This window comes from Finegoldia sp. P3-F-LR (genome assembly GCF_052932165.1).
Map to the genome: position 1 here is coordinate 18,585 of NZ_JBRFJE010000016.1, position 23,975 is coordinate 42,559.

A 23,975-nucleotide genomic window follows, 5' to 3' on the forward strand; every position below is an offset into this window, starting at 1 on the left:
TTTTCACTTGACATTAATACTCTTTATCAATATAATATCAATGTAATAGATTTAAACGTTTAAATGAGGGTGATTAAATGAATTTGGCATTAGTGCCACTCAATGAAGATTTTGAAATCGTAAAAATAAAAAAAATAAAAAATGATTCACAAAAAAAACTGTTGAATAATATGGGCTTTGTTGAAGGGGCGCTCGTGAGTGTTGTTTCAGAAAGCCACGGAAATTTGATAGTTAAAATCAAAGGTTCAAGAGTGGCTATAGGAAAAGATATAGCTATGAGAATTATGGTAAATCATATTTAATGATATTTTATCAAGGAGGATACATAAAGTGGATAACGAAATGAATCTTAAGCATGCCGAAGTAGGAAAATACTACAGGATTGTTAAGATTTTAGGAAAAGGTCCTGTTAAAAGAAGAATAATGGATATGGGTATTACAAAAAATGTAGAAATCTATATCAGAAAAGTAGCACCGTTAGGAGATCCAGTTCAAATCAATTTGAGAGGATATGAGTTGAGTCTTAGAAAAGATGATGCAGAAAATATTTTAATAGAATTGATAAATAAATAATTAGGAGGACTTATGTCAATTAGAATTGCTTTAGCAGGTAACCCTAATAGTGGTAAATCTACTATGTTTAACGCATTGACAGGATCCAATCAATATGTTGGTAACTGGCCAGGCGTTACTGTAGAAAAAAAAGAGGGAACCTTAAAAAATAACAAAGATATTAAAATTACCGATTTACCGGGAATTTACTCGCTTTCTCCATATACTTTGGAAGAAGTTGTTAGTAGAAATTACTTAATAAACGAGAAACCAGATGTAATTATTGATGTTGTGGATGCTTCAAATATTGAAAGAAACTTGTATCTTACAACACAATTATCTGAAATTGGAATTCCAATGGTTTTGGCATTTAATATGATGGATGTCGTTAAGAAAAATAACGATAAATTAAACACAAAACTAATATCTGAAAAATTGGGAATTCCAATAGTTGAAGTATCAGCACTTAAAAAATTAAACTTGGATGAATTAATTGAAGTTGCACAAAAACAAGTGAAATCTCATCATGAATCGATAAAATCATTTAGTGATGAAATTGAAAATGTGCTTACTGAAATAGAAAATAGTGTAGAATCCATTAAAAATTCTGAATCAAAAAGATGGTTTGCTGTAAAAGCTTTGGAAAGAGATGAAAAAGCATTACAAGCTGTTCATATCACTGATGAAGAAAAAGCAAAAGTTGAAGAAATTGTTTCAAAAATTGAAGACGAATACGATGATGATGGTGAATCCATAATTACAGATGAAAGATATACATTCATTACTTCAGTAATTTCAGATTCTGTACAAAAAGGAAGATCGGGATTAACAACTAGTGATAAAATCGACAGGGTGGTTACTAACAGATTTTTGGCATTACCAATTTTCGTATTGATAATGATAGCCGTTTACTTTATTGCGGTAAAGGTTGTTGGTGGTCCTCCATTCCACGATTGGTGGGCAGATACTGTGATGGGAACTGCATTAGCTGATTTAGCTACAAAAGGATTAGAAGCAATCGGAACTAGCGAATGGGTAACAAGCCTTGTTGTTGATGGTATTGTTGCCGGCGTTGGTGCAGTATTGGGATTCTTGCCTTTGGTTGCAACGTTGGAATTATTGTTAGCTATTTTAGAAGATATAGGATACATGTCAAGAATCGCATTTATGTTGGATAGAATGTTCAGAAAATTTGGTTTATCTGGTAAATCATTTATTCCAATCTTAATTGGTACTGGTTGTTCAGTTCCAGGAATTATGGCAACAAGAACTATTGAAAATGAAAACGACAGAAAAATGACTATCATCGTTGCATCATTCATGCCTTGCGGTGCAAAAACAGAAATCATAGCATTATTTGCAGCAGCGATTTTCGGTCAATGGTGGTTTGCTCCATTATTGTATTTTACAGGAATTTTGGCAGTAATAATCAGTGGCCTTATTTTGAAAAAGACAAAAGCTTTTTCAGGAGAACCAGCTCCATTCGTAATGGAACTTCCTGAATATCACAAACCAACTGTTTCAAATGTTTTGCGTGTAACTTGGGATAGAACTAAATCATTTATCATAAAAGCAGGTACAATAATCTTAGTTGCATCAATTTGCGTTTGGATTTTACAAAATATTTCTGTTAAGGGAGAATTTGTTCATTTCGCTGATGATAGTACCGATACTATATTGGCGTTCATCGGAAAAATATTCGCTCCGATATTTGCTCCATTAGGATTCGGAAATTGGACTGCAACTGTAGCTTCATTCTTAGGAACTGTTGCTAAAGAAATGGTAGTCAGCGTTTACGGAATAGTTTCTGGTGTAGGTGATGATACAGGTAAAATAGCTGATTTGGTTAAAAGTAACTTCACTATAGCATCTGCTTTGAGTTTCTTGGTATTCAACCAATTAACAGTTCCTTGTTTTGCGGCAGTTGGTGCTATAAAAGAAGAAATGAATTCTTCAAAATGGACAGCATTTGCGGTTATTTATCAAATTGTTTTTGCATATTTAATATCGTTTATGGTATATCAATTCTTAAATGTGTTGGTAGTAAAACAACCATTTACAATTATGACAGCAATAGCGCTTGTAGTGTTGGTTGGAATGTTGTATATGATATTTAGAAAAGATAAATACAAAAACAATCAATCAAAAAGAGCAGTAGAATAGAGATAGAATTTTAAAGAAGGTGATTTTTTGAATATAGCTGATATAGTAGTATTATCAATAATTGTCGTAGCAATTGTGTTTGCAGTGCGTCGTATTATTAAAAAAGGTGGCAGCTGTGATTGCGGTTCCACTTCTTGCCCTCATTCCAATAATTACAATAAACAATAAAAAAAGCGTGGCCTTTAGCAGAGGTCACGCTTTGTTATTGTTCTAAACTTTTTAGGTGTAATTTGTTTTATATTTTTGAATTGTTGACAAAAATATGAATCAGATTGAAACCCAACTTCCTTTGAAATCTCGCTAACGGATTTGTCGGTGTAAGTCAAAAGCAGTAGACTTTTTTCTATTCTAAAAGTAGTCAAAATATTTGGAAGATTGCTTCCCGTGTTTTGACAAATCAATGTCGACAAATAGCTTTTGGACACGTGCAAGTGATCAGACAGAATATCCAGAGAAATCTTCTGCTCACTGTTATTGTAAATATAATCCAATGCCCTTCTGATTAATGGGTTTTCACAACCCTTTGTAAATATATTTTGGTTTGTAGTGTAATATTCTACGATTTCGTGAAGTATTTCACTGGTGTTTTCAGATTCATTATTTTCTACTTTATATAATAGTTTGTTTTTTTCATTTTCACAATATTTTAAACTTTGAGAATCGTTTATATTTTTCATCTGATTCCATGAAAATATCGCTAATAACTGAATAATTGTGTTCTTTTGGGATCTAATATTAGTTTCAGAATCTTCCCAATTTTTTAGTATTTCTTCAGCTAAATCATGTGCTTTTTTGTTTGATTTTATCTGAACAGCCTTTATTAACTTTGATTCCAATTCGAACATATACAATTCCTTTCATTTTTTGAGTGTTACGAATTAATTATATAACTAATTTGCTTGAAATTGCAAGAAATGATACATTTTTGCAATTTGATTTGATTTTAATATATAATTAATGGAGAGGTAATTATGAAAAGAATTTTAATTTTGTGTATGTGTTTGTTGTTTTTGTCGACAAAATCACTTGCGAATACGGATGTAGTTCTGGATAAAATAATTGAGAAAGACGTCTCCGATTTGTCAGAAAAATTGACAGAGGAAGTTTACGACAAAAATGCAAACTTAGTCATAGTAAATGAAAAAAAGGAAAGCGACATAATTTCGGCTTTAAGTTTTGCATATAAGAATAAGGCTGCGATGTTGCTTATTCAAAATGATGGAGCATATATAAAGAAAGAAAGTCCGATATTAAATGAAGCTAATAGGTTGAAAGCGAAAAATGTATATATCATAGGCGGACCAAAATCAGTTTCAGAAGAAATCTCTGATAATTTGAAATTGAGCGGTTTGTTGGTTACAAGAATTGATGGAAGAGATCGCGTCGAAGTGTCCAAGAATGTAATCAAAGAAAACACGAATTTGAATCCTACGGATACTTTAGTTATTAGCGATTTGTCCAATTTCAATTTTATTCAAGCAAAGATGGGTTACTATCTTAAAAATGGATATGCAATTACATTTGTACAAGGTAAGAAATTTGACGATTCAATTATAAAGTTTGCTATTGATAAGGGGATTTCAAATATTTTGATTGACCAACCGACATCTATAATAAGTAGGGAATACAATGAGAAATTAAAACAAAATGGCTTCAAGGTTATACGAAATGATTACAAATCGGTCTATGATGCAAATTATGTTCAAAACAGTGATATTAAGTATTCTAAAATTATATTTACTGAATACAAAGATATTAGAACATCTTTATTGGCATCGTATGTTAGCCTACAAAAAAATTACGTAAATATTTTAGTAAATGAAGGCAATGTAGACAAAACTACCAATAAACTTCTTACGACATCTATACAAAATGGTGTATATATCGGGAAAAAAGAAGAAAATTTCGAAAAATTAGCAAATAAATTGGATTTATACTACAAAGTTGAACAAAAATAACAGTTTTTTAATCATTTTAGCTAAAAAACTTTAAAAAAAATGGTATTTAGGGTATAATATTAGCTGGAATTTCTATTTTAAGTGAAATTAATTTAAGTTTTAAATAAAAATTAGGAGGAAAGTATGAGCGCAGTGCTTGTAAGTAAAGAAAATAATCAAGCGGTATTCACATGTGAAATACCTGCAGAAGATTTCAATAACGCAATTGAGGAAAGTTATAAAAAGAATAGATCTAAATTTAGTTTAAAAGGATTTAGAAAAGGTAAAGTTCCAAGAAAAATGTTGGAAAGAGCTTATGGTGAAGGTTTATTCTACGAAGATGCTGTAAATCTATTATTACCAGGAATTTACGAAAAAGCTATCGAAGAATTAGAATTAGAACCAGTTTCACAACCAGACATCGATCTTGACGATATTACTGAAAACAATGATGTAAAAGTAAAATTCACTGTTGATTTGAAACCAGAATTCGAATTAGGTGATTATTCTAATCTTTCAGCTGAAATCGAAGAATACAAAGTAACTGATTCTGATGTTGATTTGAAAATTAACCACGAATTAGAATCAAACGCAAGAGTTCAAGAAGTTGAAGGTAGAGAAGCTAAGGAAAATGACACTGTTTCTATCAATTTCAAAGGTTTTGTAGATGATAAAGCATTTGACGGTGGAGAAGCTGAGGATTATGAATTAGTTTTAGGTTCACACACATTTATTCCAGGATTTGAAGAACAAATCGTAGGTCACAATGTTGGAGACGAATTTGATGTTAATGTTAAATTCCCAGAAGATTACCACGAAGATTCTTTAAAAGGACAAGATGCTAAGTTTGAATGCAAAATCAATTCAATCAAAGAAAAAGTATTACCTGAATTAGATGATGAATTCGTAAAAGATGTTTCTGAATTCGATACTCTTGACGAATACAAGAAAGACATCAAAGAACACTTAGAAAAAGACAACGAACAAAGACAATTAGTTGAAAAACAAAACAAATCTGTAGAAGCTTTGATTGATGCTACTGAAATTACAGTTCCAGAATCAATGATTGACAACGAAGTAAATCGTCAATTCCAAGATTTTGCAAGAAGAGTTCAACAAATGGGCTTAAATACAGATCAATACTTCCAAATCACTAACACTTCTGAAGAAGATGTTAAAAACGAATTAAGAGCTAACGCTGAATTAAAAGTTAAGGGCGATTTGGTATTAGAAAAATATATCGAAAAAGAAGCAATTGAATCAACAGAAGAAGAATTAGATGAACAATTAAAAGAATTTGCAAAAGTATATGGACAAGATGATGAAGAAAAATTCATCGAAGAATTCAAAAATAGTCCAAACGTAGAATTCTTAAAAGAAGACATCAAGAGAAAAAAAGCTTTAGAAAAATTAGTAGAAAATACTAAATTTGAAGCAAAGAAAGCTGAAGAAACAAAAGAAGATAAATAATATTTCAATATATTAGAATTAATAATAGGAGGTTATTATTATGCCATCTTTAGTACCAATGGTTGTAGAACAAAGTAATAGAGGCGAAAGATCTTACGATATTTTCTCTCGACTTTTAAAAGAAAGAATTATTTTCGTCACAGGCGAAGTTAATGATCAGATGGCGGATCTTGTTATAGCTCAATTATTGTTCTTAGAAAGTGAAGATCCAAAAAAGGATATTCAATTATATATCAATTCACCAGGAGGTTCTGTAAGCGCAGGATTAGCGATATACGATACTATGCAATACGTTAAACCAGATGTTTCAACAATCTGTGTAGGAATGGCTGCAAGTATGGGAGCAATTCTTCTAACAAGTGGTGCAAAAGGAAAAAGATATGCACTTCCAAATGCAGACACTTTAATCCATCAACCACTTGGTGGAGCACAAGGACAAGCTAGTGATATCGAAATTCACGCTAAGAATATTTTGAAGAAGAGAGAATTATTAAACAAGATATTATCTGAAAGAACTGGACAACCTCTAGAAAAAATTGAAAGAGATACAGACAGAGATTTCATACTAACAGCAGAAGAAGCAAAAGAGTATGGATTGATAGACGAAGTTATATATACTTCTAAATAAGGAAATATTTATGCCAAAAAATGAAAATCAATATAAATGTTCTTTTTGCGGTAAATCACAAGATGAAGTCAGAAAATTAATTGCTGGACCTGGAGTATTTATTTGCGATGAATGTGTTTCATTATGTAACAGCATAATAGAAGAAGAATTCAAAGATGTAGATACTATCCAAGAAAGAATTGATTTGCCTAAGCCAATCGAAATCAAGGATGTGCTTGATGATTATGTAATCAAACAAGAAGAAGGTAAGAAAGCCTTGGCTGTTGCAGTATATAATCATTACAAAAGAATTAATTCTAATCTAATGAATAATGATGTAGAATTACAAAAATCAAATATTTTATTGGTGGGTCCAACTGGAAGCGGAAAAACACTTTTAGCTGAAACTTTAGCCAAGATATTGGATGTTCCTTTTGCTATAGCCGATGCAACTAGCCTTACAGAAGCTGGATATGTCGGAGAAGATGTAGAAAATGTAATTTTGAAGCTTATTCAAGCGGCGGATTACGATATAGAAAAAGCAGAACAAGGAATCATCTACATTGACGAAATCGACAAGATTACTAGAAAAAGCGAAAATCCTTCCATCACTAGAGATGTTAGCGGTGAAGGTGTACAACAAGCTTTGTTAAAAATAGTTGAAGGTACAATTTGTAATGTACCGCCACAAGGTGGAAGAAAGCATCCTAATCAAGAATATATTCAAGTTGATACAAAAAATATTTTATTCATTGTCGGTGGAGCTTTTGACGGTTTAGAAAAAATAATCGAAAAAAGAACAGAAACAAAATCAATAGGTTTTGGGGCAGATTTGGGAGAAAATGAACATAAGAGAATTTCTGAATTGTTCAAAGATATTAGGCCAGAAGATTTGATTAAATTTGGTTTAATTCCTGAATTTGTAGGAAGAATTCCAGTTTTAGTTACACTTGATGAACTAGATGAACAAGCTTTAATTAAAATACTTTTGGAACCTAAAAATGCAGTTATCAAACAATATCAAGAATTATTCAAAATGGATGATGTTGAGTTGGAATTTGATGAAGAAGCATTGAAAGCTATCGCCAAGTTAGCTTACGATAGAAAAACAGGTGCCAGAGGTTTGAGAACAATAATAGAAAAATCTTTGATGAATATTATGTTTGAGCTACCATCAAGACAAGACATTTCCAAAGTAATTTTGACAAAAGAAAGTGTACTAGAAGGAAAAGACCCAAAACTTGTTTTCAAAACAAATAATAAATAACACAAATAGCTCACTTTAGGTGAGCTATTTTTATCAATAGATTAAATTCGAAAGAGGAGTTTGATGAAAGAATACTATACAATATCAGAAAAGAAACTTCCAATAATCGCGTTGCGTGGTTTGTGGTTGTTTCCAAATAATATCCAACATTTTGAAGTTGGAAGAGAAGTTTCATTAAATGCTTTAAATGCTAGTTTGCTCAGAAATTCTGAGATTTTTATTTGTACGCAAAAAGATCCAATTGTAGAAAACATCACAAAAGAAGATTTTTATCATACAGGAGTTCTTGCAAGTATCAAACAAACTATTAAAATGCCAAACGGAAATGTCAGAGTTTTGGTTGAAGCTTACGACAGAGCAAAAATCGTAGACTTTGTTGAAAACGACAGTTTTTTAGAAGCAAACGTTGAAGTTATGGAATACGATAAAACAAAATATCATCCTACGGATAAATCACTGACTATGATTAGGATGATTATTTCTTCGTTTGAAAGCTTGGCAGAAATTATCAAAAAACCATTACCACAAGATTTGCTTGGGGGACTTTTAAACGAAGAAGATCCAAGTTCTTTGATAGATACAATTTCAATGCTAATTTCATTAAACGATAAGGATTCAATTTTATTATTGGAAACTTTGGATATGGATGAAAGAATTGAGTTGGTGTACAAATTTGTAATAAAAGAAATTGAATTTTTGAAGATAAAAGAAGATATCGAACAAAGAACAAACAAGGAAATATCTGACACACAAAAAGAGTATTTTCTTCAAGAACAATTGCGTCAAATCAAGATGGAATTGGGTGAAGAATACGACATTGAAGACACAGATGATTATGCAAATAGAGTAAAGAAATTAAAACTTAAAAAAGATTCTGAAGAACACGTTTTAAAGGAAATCAATAGATTATCTTCGATGAATCCAAATAATCCAGAAAGCACAGTAATCAGAAACTATATCGATCAAGTATTGGATATTCCTTGGAACAAAAAATCAAAAAGTTCGATTGATTTAAAAGTTGCAGAAAAAGTTCTAAATGATGGTCATTTTGGATTAGAAGATGTAAAGAAAAGAATTTTGGAATATTTAGCTGTTAAGAAGATGACTGGATCATTAAAAGGACCTATCCTTTGTCTAGTTGGCCCTCCAGGGGTTGGTAAAACTTCAATTGCAAGATCTATAGCTGAAGCAACTAATAGAAAATTCGTATCCATGAGACTTGGTGGCGTACGTGATGAAGCAGAAATCAGAGGCCACAGAAAAACTTACATCGGAGCAATGCCAGGAAGAATCATAACTCAATTGCAAAAAGCTAAGAAATTAAATCCAGTTTTCTTATTGGATGAAATTGACAAATTAGCATCTGATTTTAGAGGAGATCCTGCAAGTGCTTTGTTGGAAGTTTTAGATCCGGAACAAAACAGTGAATTTACAGATAATTACATCGAAATTCCAGTTGATCTGTCAGATGTATTATTTATCACTACTGCAAATTCACAAGAACAAATTCCAGATGCATTGTTAGACAGAATGGAAGTTATCAGAGTTACAAGTTATACAGATTATGAAAAATTTGAAATAGCTAACAGATATTTGCTTCCACGTCAATTAAAAGAAAATGGAATGGACAAATCCCAATTCCACATCACAAGAGATGCTATCTATACGATTATAAACAACTACACAAGAGAAAGTGGAGTAAGAGAGCTTGAAAGAAATATTGGAAAAGTAGTCAGAAAAGCCGTTGTTAAAATCGTAAGAGATGATGTTAAAAAAGTTGTCGTCAACAATAAAAATCTAGAAAAATTCTTGGGATCAAAATTAGTTTTAGATGATGAAATTCCAAGGGAAGACACAATTGGAGTTGTGAATGGTTTAGCGTGGACACAAGTTGGTGGAGTTATCCTTACAATTGAAGCTAATGTGATGGACGGTAGCGGCAAAACACAACTTACAGGAAAACTTGGAGATGTAATGAAAGAATCTGCAATGGCTGCAATTTCATACATCAGAAGTAACCAAGAGGATTTGGGTATAAAAGGAGAATTCTACAAAGAAAAAGATATTCATATTCATGTTCCAGAAGGTGCTGTTCCAAAAGATGGACCATCAGCAGGTGTTACAATGGTTACAGCGCTAGTAAGTGCATTGACAGGAAGAAAAGTAAAACACGATTTTGCAATGACTGGAGAAATCACACTTACAGGAAGGGTATTGGCAATTGGTGGTGTCAAGGAAAAAGTATTGGCTGCTCATAGATACGGAATTAATAAAGTTTTCTTGCCAAAAGAAAACAAAAGAGATATCCAAGATATCGATCCAAAAATCAGACAAAAAATCAAATTCTATTTTACAAGTAATGTTAAAGAAATTTTGGATGAGGTACTAATCTAATGAAAATAGGCGTAATTAGCGATACTCATGGTTCTTTGGAAAACACACGAAAAGCTCTGGAAATTTTAAAAGATTGCGACACGATTTTGCATTTGGGAGATGTTTTGTATCACGGACCACGCAATGCTCTTCCAGAAGATTACAATCCCAAAGATTTGGCAGTTATTTTCAAATCTATGGATAATGTGATATATACAAGAGGAAACTGCGATAGTGATGTGGATCAAATGGTTATTGAACACGATTTGACACAAAAACATAGAATCATAAATATTGGCAAATTTAGAATTTTCACAATTCATGGATACGAGGAAGATGAAGAAAAGAGAATTAGAATTGCTAAGGCCAATAATTGTGATATCGTAATAACAGGACACACTCATGTAAAAGTTTTGGAAGATAAAGAAGGCGTTATTTTGTTAAATCCAGGTAGTCCTTCTATTCCAAAAGACGGTGTAAAATCAGTTGCAATAATAGATGATGATGAAATCAAACTTATAGATATAGACTCAAACAAAGTTTTGTCATCTTTGAAAATATGAAGTCAATTAACTCAGAATTGAGTTGATTGACTGTTTAGTTAGGAAGTGAAAAAATGATTCTAATAGGCGCAAAAGACATAGAAAAATCTTTCTTAGATAAAAGTATCTTAGAAAATGTTACTTTTAATATTAACGACAATGATAAAATTGGAATCATAGGAATAAATGGTGCTGGTAAATCCACTTTGTTTAATATTTTGACAGGAGAATTGTCTAAAGACGGTGGAGACTTGTTCATCAAAAATGATATGAAAATAGGATACTTGAAGCAACATAATTCATTCGATTCGACTAATACTTTGTACGAAGAATGCTTGAGCGTTTTTTCAGAAGTATTGAGATTGGAGAACAAACTTCGAGAATACGAAAATCAAATGAAGGATACCGAAGATTTGGAAGATTTGATGAACAAATACCACAGAGATTTGGAAAGATTTGAATCAATGGGAGGATATCTCTACGATTCTGAAATCAAAGGCACACTAAAAGGTTTGGGATTTTCGGATGATGATTTGGATAAAAATGTCACTAATTTCAGTGGTGGTCAAAAATCTCGAATAATGCTCGCAAAACTTCTTCTACAAAAATGTGACGTATTGTTACTAGACGAGCCTACCAACCATTTGGATATCAAAGCTATCGAGTTTTTGGAAACTTTTCTGAAAAATTACAAGGGCGCTTGTGTGATAATTTCTCACGATAGATATTTCTTAGATGGAATTGTAAATAGGATTTTTCATATGGAAAATAGAACCATAAAAACGTACGAGACAGATTACACTGGTTTTATGAAACAGAGAAAAATCTATATGGATATCCAACGAAAGACTTACGAAAATCAACAACGTGAGTACAAAAGACAACTTGAAATCGTTGAAAAATACACTAGCACTGATAATGCGAAGAAGAATAAACAAGGACAATCCAGAAAGAAACTGTTGGATAAAATGAAGCTTATGGATAAGCCAACGTATGATGATGGAACTTTTGGAATTAAATTCAAAATATCTTCACCAAGCGGCAAGGACGTTTTGATGGTTGAAGATTTGTCAAAAAAAATCGACGACAAGCTTATTTTTGAGAATTGTAACTTAGATATATATAAGGAAGAAAGAGTAGGACTTATTGGAGCAAATGGAGTTGGCAAAACGACTTTATTCAATATTATAACCAAAAAATTAAAACCAACTTCTGGAAAATTCAGATTAGGTTCCAATGTAAACATCGGATATTTTGACCAAGAACAGATGTATTTGAACGATAAAAACACAATTATAGATGAAATTTGGGACGAATATCCTAAAATGACTCACTACGAAATCAGAAGTGCTCTTGCTATTATGAATTTCGTGGGAGACGATATTTTCAAACTTATTGAAGATTTGAGTGGTGGAGAAAAGGCGCGTGTATCTTTGCTGAAGTTGATGCTTTCAAAATCAAACTTTTTGTTACTGGACGAACCTACTAACCACTTGGACATTGACTCAAAGGAAAGTTTAGAAGATTCTCTGATAAATTACGAAGGTACTGTTTTTGTAATTAGCCACGATAGATACTTCTTGAACAGAGTTTGTGATAAAATCATTGTGTTGGAAAAAGATAAAACGACTACTTTCCTTGGAAATTACGATTATTATCAAGAGAAAATCAATGATTTAAAAGTGGATAAAACAGAGGAAAGTTTGAACAAAACTGCAGCTTTGAAAGAAAAGAAAAAACAACGTGCTATCACAAATAATCTTAAAAAACTGAGAAAACAAATTGAAACGATTGAATCGAATATAGATAAAATTGACGAACGAATCAAAGAAATTGAAGACCTGTTTTGTCAAAATGATATTTACGATGATCCTCAAAAAATTCTTCAATTAAATGAAGAACTGGAACATCTTAACGCTGACAAAAATTCTTTGTATTCAGATTGGGAAGATAAACAATTGGAATACGAAGATTTTGATAAAAATTAAGGAGGGAAAACTTGGATTTTTTAGAAAAAAGATTTCGTCTATCTGAGAGAAAAACAGATGTAAAGACGGAATTAATGGCGGGATTTACTACATTTATGACTATGAGTTATATCTTGGCAGTCAATCCTCAAATGTTAAGTGAAACTGGAATGGACAAGGGCGGAGTTTTTACAGCTAGTGTAATTGCAAGTATTATTGCGATGATTTGCATGGCTTTCTTAGCCAACTTGCCATTTGGTTTGGCACCAGGTATGGGACTTAATGCATTTTTTACATTTACAGTTGTTAAAACATTAGGCTATACTTGGCAATTTGCTTTGACTGCAGTATTTTTGGAAGGTATTGTATTTTTAATTCTTTCATTATTTAAAGTAAGAGAAATGATTTTTGATGCGATTCCAATTAATTTGAAAAAAGCAGTTAGCTGTGGAATTGGCCTTTTCATAGCGCTAGTTGGTTTGGTAAATTCAGGAATTATTTTGCAAGGTGAAGGTACTGTTTTACAATTGGGAAATCTCTTGAGCAGAGAAAGCGTAGTATTTATTGTAGGATTATTCATTATCGCTTTACTTTTGGCTAGAGAAATCAAAGGTGCGTTGATGTATGGGATTTTGGCTTCTACGATTTTAGCTTTAATTTTGGGAGTGTCAAAATACCAAGGCGGATCTCCAATAACATTGCCACCATCAATAGCTCCAGTAGCTTTTAAAATACAATTCGATAAAATATTTACTTTTGATATGTTCACTGTAGTATTCACATTCTTATTTGTAGATATTTTCGATACAGTAGGAACTTTGGTTGGAGTTAGTGCAAAAGCTGGTATGTTAGATGAACAAGGAAAATTAAAAGAAGCATCCCCTGCATTATTAGCAGACGCGATTGGAACAACAACGGGAGCTCTACTTGGTACAAGTACAGTAACTACATTTGTTGAATCGGCATCAGGAGTTGCAGAAGGTGGAAGAACTGGTCTAACAGCTTTGTCAACAGCATTCTTTTTCTTCCTAAGCTTATTCTTGTTCCCTGTATTTGGAATGATTCCTGCACAAGCAACAGGACCTGCATTGGTAATCGTAGGATTATTTATGCTTAGCTCAATCAAAGAAATTGACTTTTACGATTATTCAGAAGCAATTCCTGCATTTATAACAATAATTGCGATGCCATTTTGTTATTCAATTGCAGAAGGAATTTCTTTTGGAATGATAAGCTATGTTTTAATAAAATTATTAGCAGGAAAAAGAAAAGATATTTCTATTTTGATGTATATCTTGGCAATAGTATTCGTTTTAAGAATAATTTGGCCTTTATTTTAAACATTAAATAAAAATAGTAGTGCATGAAAAATGCGCTACTATTTTTTTGTTCAAAACTATTTCATAATTTAAAATTAAGTGTTATACTTTTATTGTAAACGATAACATAATTAAAGAAATCACATAGAATTATGAAATTAATTGTTATAAAATCAAATAATTTAGGCAATAAAAAGAAGAAAAATAAAATAAGGAGGTTATAAATATAAGTAAAACGTCTTCTTTTTAAAAATAAAATTAAAGGAGTAAAAATATGAAGAAATTTAGCAAAAAAATATTAATGCTTTTAATGGCAATCGTAGTTTTAGTAACACCTACTTTTACAGTAGCAGTAAGACAAGAAGTACACAACAATAGAAACTATAATTGGTATATAGATCAAGGAAATACTGGCTGGGCTAGTAACTCAAATTGTGGTCCATCTTCAAGTGTAATGGTCGAAAAATGGTTCAATAGAAATACAATCGCGACAGCAGCAGGAGCAAGAGATCGTTATCCTATGCAAGGTGGATGGTGGTCAACAAACACTGTATCACAATATTTGAATGATCAAAGAATTCCAAATCGTACAATTGTATACAATGGAGAAGATACTTTGACAGATATATTGGATAATGGAAATATTGCAATTGTTTGTGTGAATACTGGATTTATTTCATTTAATAATAACAACAATTCAAACATCGGTAGATTTTACAACTACCAAGGAGGACATTTCTTAGTTGTAAAAGGATACACTCATATCAATAATAGATTGTATTTTGAAGTTTACGATCCAAACAATTGGGGAGAAATGTACTTTAATGGACAACCAAAAGGAAAAGACAGATTATACGCTGCAAATGAATTATCACAATCAATTTTTAGATGGTGGGGAAATATTATAGTAATAGGATAAGAATGAGAGCCTTGAAATTAATTTTTCAAGGCTTTTTTTAATTCACATTTTATTTATAGATTTTTCCTATAAGTAATGCTTGTTCTATTGAATAATCCTATAAATCAGAAAATAGTTTAGTTTGATGTTATAATGAAGATGGTGATAAATATGTATTATGTAGGAATTGATATAGGTTCAACTGCTTCAAAGGTAGTTGTTTTAGATGATTCAAAAAAAGAAATTCTTTTCAAAAAAGTTATGCCAACGGGCTGGAGTTCTGTTGAAACAAGTAAAACTATAAAAGAATGGCTAGAATCAAATGGAGTAAACGAAGATAATAGCAAAGTTGTCGCTACAGGATACGGAAGAGTTTCTGTTCCATTTGCGGACAAAGTCGTTACAGAAATAACATGCCATGCAAAAGGAGCAAGTTTCTTCAACGATACTGATATGACTATTATCGACATTGGAGGACAAGATACAAAAGCCATAAGTTATAAAAATGGTATGGTGGAAGATTTCATCATGAATGATAAGTGTTCTGCTGGTACTGGGAAATTTTTGGAAGTAATGGCAAACCGTCTTGGTGTTGGACTGGACGAAATGTTTGATTTGGCAAGAACTGGAAAAGATGTGAAGATTTCATCAATGTGTACGGTTTTTGCTGAAACAGAAATCATTTCATTAATTGGAAAAGGCACACCAAAAGAAGATATTGCTTGTGGTGTAATTAATTCTATCATTAATAAAGTGAAGACTTTGGTTCACAGACTTCCTGCTACCGATTATTATTTCTTAACTGGAGGTTTTTCGGGGAATGATTATATGACAGAACACTTGTCACAACTTTTGTCGGCAACCGTAGAAACAAATGAAAACGCGAGATTTGCAGGAGCGATAGGAGCAGCAGTCTTGGCAAGATAATGGATTATTTAGATATTAGAAAAAACGCATATATTGATGCACTCACTTTGAGAGAATCAACAACTGTTGTTTCATTGTGGGGCAGAGTTCCATGGGAAATCGTTGAGAGTTTTGGAGTTACAACAGTGTATTCTTATGGAATGGACAGGGAAGTCACAGAAGGTTATTCGGATAATAATTACTGTGATATGTTGAATTCTTCTTTTGCTTATTTGGAACTTGGAAGATGTCCTTTTATGTTTAGTTCATCGTTTTTCATAGTAGATGATAGTTGCAAAATTCGCTACGAAACTTTGAAAAAGAAAACTGACAAAGATGTTTTCGTGTACAAATACAGGGATTATAAATCTTTGATTGAGTATCTGGAAGACAAATTAGACAAAAAATTTGACGAAGAAAAATTTAATGATTTAATTGCAAAATCCAGAGAAATCTCATCTCTTATATTCAATCTCAGAAAATGCGATATTGATGAGAGAAGAATATACGAGGTGGAATATTTCTCAAAATTTATCTTCGACATCGACAAAAGAATAGAATTCATCAAAGAACATATAGATGATTCTTTTAGGGATAAATCATCTGTAAAACTTCAGGCAGCAGCTGGAGTGTACAAAAAATTTGATCAATTAATCAAAGAAGGCTATTTTTGTGAAGGCGAATATCACGATATTTTTACAAAAAAAGGGTTTGAATACATAGATGAAAAGTACAAGCAATTCGATTTCAAACCAGATTATGTGATACGTAACTGTAGCCAATTTGATTATGATGATAATGTAATTACTTACTAGGGGGTATAAAAATGGCAGATTACAGAAAAATGTGGGAAGATTTAGGAATGGATGTCGATCAACACGACGTTTTGTGTGAAGTTTTACCACAAGCATTTGGTGATGTATATTTATCACAAGAAAATAGACCAGAAAAAATGGATTATTTCAACATGGTTGTTGCAGAAATCCACGGGATTAGACCAGCTGAATTAATCGAATTCCAAAAAAACGGCGGAAAAGTTGTAGGAACATTCTGCATTCACGTTCCTGACGAAGTAGTATTTGGATGCGGAGCTATAAATACTGGTTTGTGCTCAGGATCTCAATTCTGGGTACCAGGTGGAGAAAAATATCTTCCAACTGCTACATGTCCACTAATCAAGGCATCTTTGGGTGCTAGATTTGAAAAAACTTGTCCATTCTTCAGACTTGCAGATTTATTCGTCGGAGAAACAACTTGCGACGGCAAGAAAAAAGCATGGGAAATCATGTCAAAAGATGCTCCAATGTACATCTTTGATTTGCCACAAATGAAACGAGACAAAGACGTTGAATTCTTTAAAGATGAAGTTTATAGATACATAGACAGAATCGAAGAATTAACTGGCAACAAATTAACTCCAGAATCTCTTCATGATGCGATTGTTTTAATCAACAATAAAAGACGTGCAATGCAAAGATTGTGGGAATTCCGTAAATTAGACAATGTTCCAATCAGTGGTAAAGATTGTTTATTGATTTCTCAAATCGCATTCTACGATGATCCAACTAGATTTGCACAAAAAGTTAATGAATTGTGTGATGAATTGGACAAGAGAAAAGAACAAAACGTAAGCGTATACAAAAAAGGCGCTACAAGATTAATGTTAACAGGAACTCCATTGTCTATTCCAAACTGGAAACTACACCACATCATTGAATCAAGTGGAGCAGCTGTTGTATGTGAAGAAATGTGTACAGGTTCAAGATATTTCGAATTAACTGTAGATGAATCCGGCAAAACTATGGACGAAATGGTTGATCACTTAACAGACAGATACATGAAAGGTATTAACTGCGCATGTTACACTCCAAACACTGAAAGAGTTGACGACATCATCAGACTTGCAAAAGAATACAACGTTGACGGTGTAATCGATGTTAACTTAAAATTCTGTAACATTTACGATACAGAAGGTCACATTGTAGAAAAAGAACTTAAAGACCACAACATTCCAGTATTGGGAATTGAAACTGATTATACAGACGAAGACAGCGAACAATTGAAGACAAGAATTGAAGCATTCGTTGAAATGATTGAAAATGGCAGATAAAATGAACTACATCTTGTTCAAAGATGTGGCAAATGGACAAAAACTTTACGATTTAATCAAAGAAAATTCTATAAAAGCTACGATTGCACCGACACCAAGAGTTTTGGATGTGTGTTGTGGGATTTCTATATTGTACGATAACTTGGAAGACAAACCCAAAATCGAAAAAATCATAGAAGAAAACAACATCGAAATCAAGGGCTTTCACGAAATAGAACGAGACATTAATCCTAACAGGATGAAGTTTCTGTAAATTGTAAAATCAAAAGAGCACACGCAGTGCTCTTTTTTGATGCTTGTGAAATGCTTAAATATGGTAAAATAGTAGTAGTAATAAAAAGGAGAATAAAATGAGAGCTGGAATTTTTCAATTTATGAATGATGCTGTTAAATTAATTAATAGTCGTTACAAATTCATAAACTTTGTTGCAGAAGAAACAAAAGAGTTTTTTAGTAAAGTTTTTGAAACAAACGAAGATGTTATTAATATTAACGCACGTGTAAAAAAAGAAGACAGCATCAAAGAAAAAATACTAAAACAAAATTATTATATAAAATGTAAAGACGTAGAGGAAGTGTTCAATCTATTTCCAGATTTAATTGGAGTTAGAATAGAATGTCGTTTCAACGAAAATGAAAAAGATTTGTACGAATATTTGAAAAGACTTTTTTATTACAAAGATGAAGACGGCTATTATTATTCTAAGTATGATATGAGAATCAGACTTAACCTAGATCAACCACAACCACAAAAACAAAAAAACGGGTTTGAAATTTATAAAATTGACGCTATTTTTGTGGAAAACGACGATATGAAAATCAATTTTGAAGTGCAAATCAAATCCATGGTTAATGTGTTCTGGGGAGAGGTAGATCATTCGATTTTATACAAAAATTCAAACTACGTTATGACAGAAGATTTGATACGTGATGTAATGTATTCAATCAAAAACAACCTTACAATTATCGACAAACAACTCAACAGTGTTTACAAAAAAATGATGACAGTAGAATCCAACGAAGATGATGCTACAAGACAACAATTTAAAAGCATCATAACAAAAATGATTCACGATGGATACATGCTTAAATTAAAATACAATTTAGGTTTTGTAATAGATATGAGAAATATTGCAAATGTAGTAAGCGATTATTTGTTTTCAATAATGGATGTTTTGGAGAAAAAACAATACGAAGAAAGATTGATCGACATATTAAACAAAGTCAATGCCATAAGTAACAAGCCAATTAGTTTTGGTGAATTGTATGATTTTTCGGATATGGAATTTGGAGATTACATTCACACTTCATTTGCACAGGGACTTAACAGCAGATTGGACAAGGACTTCAACTGGAATTTCTGTTTGTCGATATTATTTGCGCTTGATGACAGAGAAAACAACGAAATTTTTATGGATTTTGTGTATTATGTAATATATTCCATAAAAAAAGTCATCGAAAAAGAAATCAGCAACTGCAACATCAACCAAACTTACCAAGATATTTTGACGGATAAATTAATGAAAGAAAGCATAAAATATTTGACAGAGTCGTATAATATTAATAATTTTTCACAAAATTCATTCGAAATAATAGGAGAAATCGTAGAAGAATTTGTAAAAGATGTGGAAAGCGTCGAAGACATTGAAAAACTAGACTTTTTAGCATTGAGAAACAAATTCTTGGAAAAATTTGAAGGAATCAAAAATGAAGATTAGATGTGGAACTGATATTCTAAGAGTTTCACGAATTGAAAACATAAAAAATTTGGATAAATTTATGCGAAAAGTCTTTACTGAACGAGAAATTTCGTACATTGAATCGAAAAATCGTAATTATGAGACGATTACAGGGATGTTTTGTATGAAAGAAGCAGTGTCAAAAGCTTTGAAGACTGGAATTGGTAAAATGAGTTTTATGGATGTAGAGTCTATACATGATGACGGTTTAGTTGTAAAATTAAATACAGATAAATTTCCAAAAGTTTTAGATATTGATGCATCTATTTCTCACGATGAAGAATACGCAATAGCAATGTGTGTGTTGATGTTGGAGGATTAAAATGGATTTTACAATAAAAAAACGCGACCCTTTTTCCAATAAAGGAAACTACGGAAGAGTCTGCATAGTTGGTGGTTCGAACGGAATGTGTGGAAGCGTCTACTTGGCAAGCATGGCAGCACTTCGTTGTGGTAGTGGATTGGTGTACACAATTGTCCCTGAAATTATCTCGGAAATCATGCAAATTAAATCCGTTGAGAATATAATACTTCCACTTAAATGTGACGATAAAAAATTGAGTAATAATTCTATTTCTCAAGTTTTAGAATATATTTTCAATAAAAACTGTGTCGCAATTGGTTGTGGCATGGGAAAAGATGAATTAAATTATGAATTGATAAAAGCCGTACTCAAAAACTTCCATAAACCAGTTTTGATAGATGCTGATGGATTAAACTCAATAAAAGATTTCTGTGAACTAGAATTTGAAGATTATTCAGTTGCCATAACTCCACATCCATTGGAATTTAGTAGACTTTCGGGATTGGACGTGGATTATATCAATCAAAACAGAGAAAAAGTTGCATCAGATTTTTCAAAAAAACACAAATGTATCGTAGTTCTCAAAGGTCACCACACAATTGTTGCAAAAAATGATGAAATTTATGTAAACAATACAGGAAACGCCGGAATGGCAACAGCTGGAAGTGGGGATTGTTTGTCTGGAATTATTGCAAGTTTTATGCACAACACAGATGTGTTCGAAGCTTGTAAATTGGGAGTGTACATTCACGGACTAGCTGGAGATTTTGCAAAACAAAAAATAGGAGAGGACAGCATTATTGCATCGGATATTATTAGAAATTTACCGGAAGCGATTAATGCTTGTAAGGAGAAATAATGTTTAAATATCAAAGTTATTTGAAGGTTGATTTGGACAAATTAAAACACAATTACAAAGAAATCAAAAACATAAGCAATTTAGTCAAAATGTGTGCCGTAGTTAAGGCCAATGCTTATGGACAAGGCGCAGCATTTATTACAAAAGAATTGGAATATTTGGGAATAGATTACTTTGCAGTGTCCAATATAAATGAAGCCTTGGAACTTCGTAAAAATGGAATATTCAAACCAATTATGATTTTAGGATACATTTCCAATGAAAACATTGAAGTCGCCATCAAAAACAATATCGAATTAACAGTTTACGATTATGAAACTGCAGTTGAGATCAATAACGTTGCAAAAAGTTTGAATAAAATATGCAAAGTTCACATCAAAATCGACACAGGAATGACAAGATTAGGATTTCAAATTAGACTTGACAAAGATAAATGCTTGGAAGAAATATTCAAAATTTATAAAATGGATAATGTAGTGTTGCAAGGAATTTACAGTCATTTTTCAGATGCTGATAGCGAAGATTATTCCTATACCAAAGAACAATACAATACATACATTGGTTTTATGATTGATGTGGAAAACAGAGGAATTACTGTTCCAATAAAACATATAGCAAATGATGCAGGAGCGATAATTCACGGATATTACTTGGATATGATAAGATGTGGAATCGGACTTTACGGATATCACGCATCAGATTATGTAAGAGAAAATTCTAGGCTAAATCTGGAAGAAATATCTTCGCTTTACACAACAGTGTCAATGATTAAAACAGTTCCAAAAGGAACAGACATCGGATACGGAAGAACATTCACGACAAACTCTGAAACAGTAGTTGCAACAGCGACAATAGGTTATGCTGACGGTTATCCTTTGGAATTATCCAACAAAGCATATGTGATTATCAACGGCAAAAAAGCAAAAATTTTGGGAAAAGTCTGCATGGACCAAATTATGATAGATGTATCTTTCATTAGAGATGTAAAAGTTGGCGACAAAGTTTTGTTGTTCGGAAAAGATGACATGGGAGAAATATCATTGTATGATTTGGCGGAAATGGCAAACACAAATGTCTATGAGCTTTTGTGTAGAGTTACAATGAGAATTCCTAGAATTTACACTAGAAATGGGAAAATCGTAGAAGTGTGCGACTATTTACAAAAAATCAACTAATCTTAGCCCAGCTTTTAAGTTGGGCAAGTTTATTATATTGATTTCTTGAAGTGTTTTGGATATAATAAAAATAGTTCTTAAAATAGCGAAGAGTTTATAGGGTGAGTTTATGAAAGTAAAAAGAGGAGACATATTTTACGCAGACTTAAGCCCTGTTGTTGGATCTGAGCAGGGTGGTGTAAGACCTGTCGTTGTTGTTCAAAATGATGTGGGAAACAAATACAGTCCAACCGTAGTCATAGCAGCTATTACTTCACAAATAAATAAAGCGAAATTACCAACACATGTTGCAATAGAACGATCCAAGTACGGTTTACCGAAAAATTCAGTTATTTTAGCTGAACAAATAAGAACTATTGATAAAAAAAGGCTTCGTGAAAAAGTAGGTAGCTTTGATGATAGAGTTCTGATAAAGTTGGATGAAGCTTTAAAAATATCTGTGGGTATATAATCTAAACTACATATTTTATAAAAAAGTTATCAAATTTGATTTGGTAGCTTTTTTTGTATATAATTTAAGCTATGGAAAATTATGATATTTTTAGATTAAATAACTTTTTAATATACAAAAAAACAGGAACAGATGGATTAAGCATCTACGATTGGAACAAGAAAAAATTCGCATTCAAAAACGAAAATAGCGAACAAGAACTTCTTAAAATTAACGACATATACATCAACGACAGAAATAGTGACATCGAACTTATCGACCTGGTGGAACGTGAACAAGAAAATTCATTTTCTTCAGTTGTGAATTACTACAGCGATATGAGCGAAGTACAACTTCACAAAAAGACGATATTATATCTAATTAAAGACAAAGATTTTGATATGTTACAAGATTTGTTCGACAAAATCGAAGATGATCAATCATATTCTTATCTATTCGTATACGCAATCAAAAAACTAATACAATATGGAAATAGTCCATCATTATTAAAAGGAAAAATCCAATTAACAGAAGAAAACCAAGAAATAGTCACAACGTTATCCATAAGCATGATATCAGATGCTTTGATAAAATACTTTGATTATTTCAAAAAATTCTTCATCTTCACATCCAATTACGTCTTCACAATAGATGTAAGAACTTATATACTTATGAATTACATGACCAAATTCATAGCAAAATGGAGAGAGTTTCTATACAAATACTCAAAAGTCGACGACAAAGAATCCACATTTAAATTAATCAACGATTACGTAATCATGCTTTCACAAAGCTTGGACAATGATAATTACTCAATTGAAATGGAAAAAGAAATCATATCAGAAACCAAGAAATATTTGAACGAAGAAGATTATACAAATGTGTTCAAAAACTTGTCATCAATACATGATTCGTATTATTTTATACTATTCGTAGAAGAACTTATTAAACAAGACAAAGACAAAACATTTGAAAAAGTATGGGAAATTTATCGAAAGAGATTAAAAAGCACATATAAAGATAAAAAATACATGAATATTGTCATGGAAATCAAATCATTTGAAGCTAGAAACGATGACTTGTATCAATATTTAAAGAAAAACATAGAGAAAACATTCAAAAAAAGAACAAAGCTATTAGAAATATTAAAATTCGTGGATACATTGGATTTTAAATAAAATATTAGAGATTGAACAGGGACATTAAGAAAAATATGTCCCTGTTTTTATGTCATAATATAATTTCAAAAAAAATAGTTTGTCTTAAAAAACAAATACTTATAGATTTTTCAAATAAATGAAATAAATTAGCAAAAGTGGATAATATCCATATTTGATTATTAAGGAGCATCTAAATT

The 23,975-nt window shown here is 31.8% G+C and carries 24 protein-coding genes; 23 read left to right on the forward strand and 1 reads right to left on the reverse strand.

What is annotated here, in order from left to right; translation table 11 throughout:
• Window positions 1-77 precede the first annotated feature (77 nt).
• The 4 genes from ACU68U_RS06905 to ACU68U_RS06920 are packed head-to-tail and all read left to right on the forward strand — an operon-like array spanning window position 78 to window position 2,883.
• A complete protein-coding gene (locus ACU68U_RS06905; RefSeq protein WP_094203987.1) occupies window positions 78-302 on the forward strand; it encodes a FeoA family protein in 225 nt (74 codons plus the stop codon).
• 40 nt (window positions 303-342) lie between these two features.
• The gene (locus ACU68U_RS06910; protein WP_012290900.1) at window positions 343-573 is read left to right on the forward strand and encodes a FeoA family protein; all 231 of its coding nucleotides are present in this window, start codon (window positions 343-345) and stop codon (window positions 571-573) included.
• Window positions 574-585: 12 nt separating this feature from the next.
• Window positions 586-2,715, forward strand: a complete 2,130-nt coding sequence (gene feoB, locus ACU68U_RS06915) for a ferrous iron transport protein B (protein WP_446763013.1) — start codon at window positions 586-588, stop codon at window positions 2,713-2,715.
• Window positions 2,716-2,742: 27 nt separating this feature from the next.
• Window positions 2,743-2,883: a FeoB-associated Cys-rich membrane protein gene (locus ACU68U_RS06920; protein WP_094206053.1), complete on the forward strand. Its 141-nt coding sequence runs from the start codon at window positions 2,743-2,745 to the stop codon at window positions 2,881-2,883.
• A 14-nt stretch (window positions 2,884-2,897) separates the two neighbouring features.
• On the opposite strand, the gene ACU68U_RS06925 is transcribed toward ACU68U_RS06920, so the two are convergent.
• The gene (locus tag ACU68U_RS06925) at window positions 2,898-3,560 is read right to left on the reverse strand and encodes a helix-turn-helix transcriptional regulator (RefSeq protein WP_094224981.1); all 663 of its coding nucleotides are present in this window, start codon (window positions 3,558-3,560) and stop codon (window positions 2,898-2,900) included.
• Window positions 3,561-3,686: 126 nt separating this feature from the next.
• Between ACU68U_RS06925 and ACU68U_RS06930 the strand changes: the two genes are divergently transcribed.
• The 19 genes from ACU68U_RS06930 (at window position 3,687) to ACU68U_RS07020 (ending at window position 23,796) form a co-directional block, all read left to right on the forward strand.
• Window positions 3,687-4,673 (forward strand): cell wall-binding repeat-containing protein, encoded by a 987-nt coding sequence (locus ACU68U_RS06930; RefSeq protein WP_446763014.1) that lies wholly within the window; start codon window positions 3,687-3,689, stop codon window positions 4,671-4,673.
• Between the two features lie 123 nt (window positions 4,674-4,796).
• Window positions 4,797-6,122, forward strand: coding sequence for a trigger factor (gene tig, locus ACU68U_RS06935; RefSeq protein WP_446763015.1), 1,326 nt, complete (start codon window positions 4,797-4,799; stop codon window positions 6,120-6,122).
• Between the two features lie 40 nt (window positions 6,123-6,162).
• On the forward strand, window positions 6,163-6,750 hold the full coding sequence (clpP, locus tag ACU68U_RS06940; protein WP_002835127.1) for an ATP-dependent Clp endopeptidase proteolytic subunit ClpP: 588 nt from the start codon (window positions 6,163-6,165) through the stop codon (window positions 6,748-6,750).
• Between the two features lie 10 nt (window positions 6,751-6,760).
• Window positions 6,761-7,996 (forward strand): ATP-dependent Clp protease ATP-binding subunit ClpX, encoded by a 1,236-nt coding sequence (gene clpX, locus ACU68U_RS06945; RefSeq protein WP_094203981.1) that lies wholly within the window; start codon window positions 6,761-6,763, stop codon window positions 7,994-7,996.
• Window positions 7,997-8,059: 63 nt separating this feature from the next.
• Complete coding sequence (gene lon, locus ACU68U_RS06950) at window positions 8,060-10,390, forward strand: endopeptidase La (RefSeq protein WP_446763016.1); 2,331 nt, start codon at window positions 8,060-8,062, stop codon at window positions 10,388-10,390.
• Window positions 10,390-10,932 carry a phosphodiesterase gene (gene yfcE, locus ACU68U_RS06955; RefSeq protein WP_446763017.1) on the forward strand — a complete coding sequence of 181 codons (543 nt, stop codon included), beginning with the start codon at window positions 10,390-10,392 and terminating at the stop codon, window positions 10,930-10,932. Before lon ends, yfcE begins: the two co-directional genes overlap by 1 nt.
• A 53-nt stretch (window positions 10,933-10,985) precedes the next feature.
• Entirely contained in the window at window positions 10,986-12,899 is a 1,914-nt protein-coding gene (locus tag ACU68U_RS06960) for an ABC-F family ATP-binding cassette domain-containing protein (protein WP_281682637.1), read from the forward strand.
• Between the two features lie 11 nt (window positions 12,900-12,910).
• Complete coding sequence (locus tag ACU68U_RS06965; RefSeq protein ID WP_446763018.1) at window positions 12,911-14,218, forward strand: NCS2 family permease; 1,308 nt, start codon at window positions 12,911-12,913, stop codon at window positions 14,216-14,218.
• Between the two features lie 253 nt (window positions 14,219-14,471).
• Window positions 14,472-15,116: a hypothetical protein gene (locus tag ACU68U_RS06970; RefSeq protein WP_446763019.1), complete on the forward strand. Its 645-nt coding sequence runs from the start codon at window positions 14,472-14,474 to the stop codon at window positions 15,114-15,116.
• 150 nt (window positions 15,117-15,266) lie between these two features.
• Window positions 15,267-16,022: an acyl-CoA dehydratase activase gene (locus ACU68U_RS06975; protein ID WP_035109100.1), complete on the forward strand. Its 756-nt coding sequence runs from the start codon at window positions 15,267-15,269 to the stop codon at window positions 16,020-16,022.
• Window positions 16,022-16,816 carry a 2-hydroxyacyl-CoA dehydratase gene (locus ACU68U_RS06980; protein WP_392435462.1) on the forward strand — a complete coding sequence of 265 codons (795 nt, stop codon included), beginning with the start codon at window positions 16,022-16,024 and terminating at the stop codon, window positions 16,814-16,816. Before ACU68U_RS06975 ends, ACU68U_RS06980 begins: the two co-directional genes overlap by 1 nt.
• Window positions 16,817-16,827: 11 nt before the next feature.
• Window positions 16,828-18,111: a double-cubane-cluster-containing anaerobic reductase gene (locus tag ACU68U_RS06985; RefSeq protein WP_002837167.1), complete on the forward strand. Its 1,284-nt coding sequence runs from the start codon at window positions 16,828-16,830 to the stop codon at window positions 18,109-18,111.
• A gap of 1 nt (window position 18,112) precedes the next feature.
• Window positions 18,113-18,364, forward strand: coding sequence for a DUF3343 domain-containing protein (locus tag ACU68U_RS06990; protein ID WP_035109671.1), 252 nt, complete (start codon window positions 18,113-18,115; stop codon window positions 18,362-18,364).
• Between the two features lie 97 nt (window positions 18,365-18,461).
• A complete protein-coding gene (locus tag ACU68U_RS06995) occupies window positions 18,462-19,829 on the forward strand; it encodes a GTP pyrophosphokinase (RefSeq protein ID WP_094224972.1) in 1,368 nt (455 codons plus the stop codon).
• On the forward strand, window positions 19,819-20,172 hold the full coding sequence (gene acpS, locus ACU68U_RS07000) for a holo-ACP synthase (protein WP_154253668.1): 354 nt from the start codon (window positions 19,819-19,821) through the stop codon (window positions 20,170-20,172). The genes ACU68U_RS06995 and acpS overlap by 11 nt, the downstream gene beginning before the upstream one ends.
• A gap of 1 nt (window position 20,173) precedes the next feature.
• Window positions 20,174-21,013, forward strand: a complete 840-nt coding sequence (locus ACU68U_RS07005; RefSeq protein WP_316445614.1) for an NAD(P)H-hydrate dehydratase — start codon at window positions 20,174-20,176, stop codon at window positions 21,011-21,013.
• Window positions 21,013-22,188: an alanine racemase gene (gene alr / locus ACU68U_RS07010; protein WP_316094052.1), complete on the forward strand. Its 1,176-nt coding sequence runs from the start codon at window positions 21,013-21,015 to the stop codon at window positions 22,186-22,188. The genes ACU68U_RS07005 and alr overlap by 1 nt, the downstream gene beginning before the upstream one ends.
• A 109-nt stretch (window positions 22,189-22,297) precedes the next feature.
• A complete protein-coding gene (locus tag ACU68U_RS07015) occupies window positions 22,298-22,639 on the forward strand; it encodes a type II toxin-antitoxin system PemK/MazF family toxin (protein WP_002835111.1) in 342 nt (113 codons plus the stop codon).
• Between the two features lie 71 nt (window positions 22,640-22,710).
• A complete protein-coding gene (locus tag ACU68U_RS07020; RefSeq protein ID WP_446763020.1) occupies window positions 22,711-23,796 on the forward strand; it encodes a phage tail protein in 1,086 nt (361 codons plus the stop codon).
• The last annotated feature ends 179 nt before the right edge of the window (window positions 23,797-23,975 follow it).